This window comes from Hydrogenimonas sp. (assembly GCF_029932565.1).
Classification (GTDB): domain Bacteria; phylum Campylobacterota; class Campylobacteria; order Campylobacterales; family Hydrogenimonadaceae; genus Hydrogenimonas.
Map to the genome: position 1 here is coordinate 1 of NZ_JAOZPV010000110.1, position 3,759 is coordinate 3,759.

The window sequence follows — 3,759 nt, forward strand, 5'->3', positions numbered from 1 at the left end:
CACCAGTTGATCGACCAGGCGAAAGAGCGGATGCGGGGCGACAAGGCGATCGGCACGACGGGCCGGGGCATCGGGCCCGCCTATGCCGACAAGATTTCGCGCTCCGGGCACCGTGTCGGGGAGCTGAAAGATATCGATACACTCTATGAAAAGATCATCGATTATCTGCATCAGAATCGTTCCATTTTCGATGCAATGGGTGTGGAAATACCCTCCGAAGAGGCTTTGAAAAACGATCTGAAACGGTATCGCGACGGATTGATGCCCTATATCGCCGATACGACCCAGATGATCTGGCACGATCTGGAAGCCGGCAAAAAGATTCTGTTCGAAGGGGCACAGGGTACGATGCTCGATATCGATCACGGCACCTATCCCTATGTGACCAGTTCCAATACGATCGCGGGCGGTGCGTGTACCGGTATGGGCGTCTCGGCGAAGCGGATCGGAACGGTGACGGGTATCGCCAAAGCCTACTGCACACGGGTCGGCAACGGTCCCTTTCCGAGCGAAGATTTCGGAGCGGACGGCGAACGCCTGCGGCAGCAGGGACACGAATTCGGTACGACGACGGGGCGCCCCCGACGATGCGGATGGTTCGATGCCGTCGCGATCCGGTATGCCTGTGCGCTCAATGGCTGCGATCAGATCTCTTTGATGAAGCTTGATGTACTCGACGGTTTTAACGAGATCAAAATCTGTACGGGATACGAGTTCGAAGGTGAGGTGATCGACTACGTGCCGTATGACCTCGACCGGGTCAAACCGATCTACGAAACGTTTCCCGGGTGGGAGAAGGTCGAAGGCATCAGCGATTACGATGAACTCCCCGATTCCGCGAAAGCCTATATCGAAACGATCGAACGGGTCAGCGGCGTGAAAGTCGGGATCATTTCGACGAGCCCGGACCGGGACGATACGATTGTAAGGTGATGTTGGTGCATGGATGGGGGAGAGTTCAAAACCCCGTTTGCCCATTTGACGTTGAAATGGATGCTGCACAGGGGACGGGCCGCCTCTGCCAAACCATGGGCTTCGCTCGTGGTTTGCGTTACGACAGGTTGAAACGATGAAGAACTACAAAGCTCTCACAAAGCTACGCAAACAGCAGTTCGAGCGGGCCGAGCAGGATTTGGCGATCGCGAATGCACGCCTGAATCGTCTTCGCGAAGAGAAAGAGCGGTTACGTGCCGATATGCGTGCCGTCGAGCCGCCAAAAGAGGGGAGCGGTCTGCAGATGGGAGCGGTAGTGGCGCAGAAACGTACCATTCAGCAGGCACTCGACGCACTCCAATACCGAATCGATGCGGCGGAAGCCGACAAACGCGAAAAAGAGAAGCTGCTCAAAGATGCACATATTGCATGGGAACAGGCAAAAAGCATTGAATCGCAAATACTCAGCGTATTGATGGCAAAACAGAAGCGGGAGACGCAGAATCGGCTCGACGAAATCGCATCCCAGCAGTTCTGGCGTGAGCGAAACGGAGAAAGAAAGGGGGGAATATGAGAATTTTTTGGTTGATGTTTATCCCTTTGGTGCTTTTTGCCGAAACGTCACAGCTGTTGGAGTGCAATAAGATTTTCGAAGAGCGTAAACAGGAGCTCGAACTCAAACTCGAAGAGATCGATGAAGCGCGCCAGGCGTATGAAGCTCTCAAAAACGCAACGGAAGAGATGTTCAGGAACAAAGAGACGTTACTCAGAAAAAAGGAGCAGGAACTCAACGCGACACGCGAAAAAATCGCAAACGAGCGCAAAACGATCGAAGAGTTGATTGCCAAAAACGAAGCGCTGCTCAAAGCGATCAAAGAGGCGAAAGCCGACAAGGTTTCCCAGACCTACGCCAAAATGAAAGCCTCTGCAGCAGCCGAAATACTCGCACAGATGCAGCCTGCGGAAGCGGCCAGGATACTTTCGACACTCAAACCGAAGACAGTGGGACAGATTCTGGCGAAGATGGAGCCGAAAAAGGCATCGAGTATCACGCTGCTCCTGCAAAACACTAGAACCCATCCCAAACATCCCCCCGACCGCAAGGGTGGCACGCAAACGGCACGCTGACCTCGTTGAAAATGCTCGACGAAGTTGGCTACGCCCTGTGCTTTTCGCCTCGTTATCGCACCGTTTGCGTGCCATTCCCGATCTATAGGGATGTTTGAGATGGGTTCTAAAAAAAGGTAGTTGATCGTATAGACAATTTATCTTTGGGAAAGCGTACAGTTTTTCTCTTTTTTTCTCTTTTGTTTTCCTTTTTCATCAATCTCTTACAAATCTTTCGATAAACTTTTAAAAAATTATGTCCATATTTTCGGACGGATAAAGGCGCGTTATGAAATTAAGTTTAGCCCATGCACCCTATATTGCGAACAAAATCGGGATCGATCTGGCGAACGCACCTTTTGTCAAGATCAAGCGCGGTATCGAACCCGTGATCGAAAAGGCGAGAGAAGTCATCGAAAAGGATATCAAAAACGAACAGGCGCTCGAAGAGCGTGTCAACGAGCTTCTCGAAGAGAAAGAGGACGAAATCGAGTTCATGCGCGCCGATATACGGCAGCTTTTCTGGATGATCAAGAAAAAACTGGCTCCGGAATACGGGGTTATTCTGAACAATGAAGAGCGCTACAGCGATCTGTCCCACAAGATTCTGAACGAGCTCTGGGAAGAGGATCTGATCGACTACACGGTAAGCGAGAACCAGGTGCGCGGTGTAATCTTCAAGGCGATCGAAGAGTATATGAAATCGTTTGAACAGATCGAGGATATAGTGATTGAAAAGATGTCACACTACAAGCGAAAACTTCATCCGGGAACGGAAGAGTACGATCTGATCTTCGAGCGTCTCTACGAAGAGGAGCTCCGCAAACGGGGGATGATGTAAGATGAAACTTCAACCGATCTATATCTATCTGGAAAACGGTCTCTTTTTTGAAGGAAAGAGCTTTGGTGCCGAGGGAACGCGTGTCGGTGAAATCGTCTTCAACACATCGATGACAGGGTATCAGGAGATCGTGACCGATCCCAGCTATGCGGGACAGTTTGTGACATTTACGATGCCGGAAATCGGCAATGTGGGGTGCAACGGCGAAGATATGGAGTCCAAAGCGGCCTGGTGCAAAGGGATTATCGTCCGCCAGTACCAGGAGGCGCCTTCCAATTTCCGGAGCGAGGAGGCGCTGCACGAACTGCTCAGACGGTTCGATGTGCTTGGTATCTGCGATGTCGATACGCGCTTTCTGACCAAAACATTGCGCGAAGAGGGTGCGATGATGATGATCGCGTCGACCGAGATCAGCGAGAAAGAGGAGCTGGCGCAGCTGCTTGCCGATGCACCGCATATCAGCGAAGTCAACTATATCGAAGCGGTCAGCACGAAAGAATCCTATGTGCATGAAAGCGGCCATTACGATGCGAGAGCGTATCGGTACAATGACGTGCCGGCGCCGAAAGCAAACATCGTAGCTCTCGACTTTGGTATCAAGCGCAACATACTCAATGAGTTGACGCAGGCCGGCATGCATGTGGAGGTTGTACCCAATACGGTTGATGCCGACCGTTTGATCGAACGGTACAACAGCGGTGAAATCGATGGTGTCTTTCTCTCCAACGGACCCGGCGATCCGCTTATCCTCAAAGAGGAGCAGGCGAAGATCCGGAAACTGATCGAGGCGAAAGTTCCGATGTTCGGAATCTGCCTGGGACATCAGCTTCTCTCCATCGCACATGGCTATGAAACCTACAAACTCAAATTTGGCCATC

The 3,759-nt window shown here is 51.6% G+C and carries 5 protein-coding genes; all 5 read left to right on the forward strand.

The annotated features are described in order from the left end of the window. The coding region (locus Q1K24_RS09405; RefSeq protein ID WP_300369357.1) for an adenylosuccinate synthase at positions 1 to 933 on the forward strand (933 nt) is incomplete at its 5' end. Positions 934 to 1,069: 136 nt separating this feature from the next. Beyond that, positions 1,070 to 1,507 carry a flagellar FliJ family protein gene (locus Q1K24_RS09410; protein ID WP_300369360.1) on the forward strand — a complete coding sequence of 146 codons (438 nt, stop codon included), beginning with the start codon at positions 1,070 to 1,072 and terminating at the stop codon, positions 1,505 to 1,507. Beyond that, complete coding sequence (locus Q1K24_RS09415; protein ID WP_300369362.1) at positions 1,504 to 2,061, forward strand: PDP protein; 558 nt, start codon at positions 1,504 to 1,506, stop codon at positions 2,059 to 2,061. Before Q1K24_RS09410 ends, Q1K24_RS09415 begins: the two co-directional genes overlap by 4 nt. Before the next feature lie 268 nt (positions 2,062 to 2,329). Next, entirely contained in the window at positions 2,330 to 2,881 is a 552-nt protein-coding gene (locus Q1K24_RS09420) for a DUF507 family protein (protein WP_300369365.1), read from the forward strand. A gap of 1 nt (position 2,882) precedes the next feature. Next, positions 2,883 to 3,759, forward strand: an 877-nt coding sequence (gene carA, locus Q1K24_RS09425; RefSeq protein WP_300369368.1) for a glutamine-hydrolyzing carbamoyl-phosphate synthase small subunit, incomplete at its 3' end; no start/stop codon positions are given.